Below are 247 nucleotides of genomic sequence, written 5' to 3'. Positions count from 1 at the left end.
TGCCATATCACAGGCATTAGTTGCAGCATTTCCTCCACCTAAAATAACTACATTTCCGGCAGGGATTCCCTCAATACCTGATAATAAAATCCCTTCTCCTTGATGTTGTTTTTCTAAATAATATGCTCCCATAAATACAGCACGACGCCCAGCAATTGCACTCATTGGCTTTAATAATGTCAAAACACCATCTTCGCTAATTGTTTCTCCTGCAATTGCAGTAGTACCAGCATTTCTCATTGCTTCT

Annotated in this window: 1 pseudogene; it reads right to left on the bottom strand. The window is 39.7% G+C overall.

Annotation, left to right across the window (positions count from 1 at the left end):
* Nucleotides 1-247: pseudogene (locus HMPREF2590_RS31210) on the bottom strand (alanine dehydrogenase); the annotation flags it as partial.

This window comes from Bacillus sp. HMSC036E02, from assembly GCF_001836235.1.
Classification (GTDB): domain Bacteria; phylum Bacillota; class Bacilli; order Bacillales; family Bacillaceae_G; genus Bacillus_A; species Bacillus_A cereus.
This window is presented reverse-complemented; position numbering and strand designations above follow the sequence as displayed.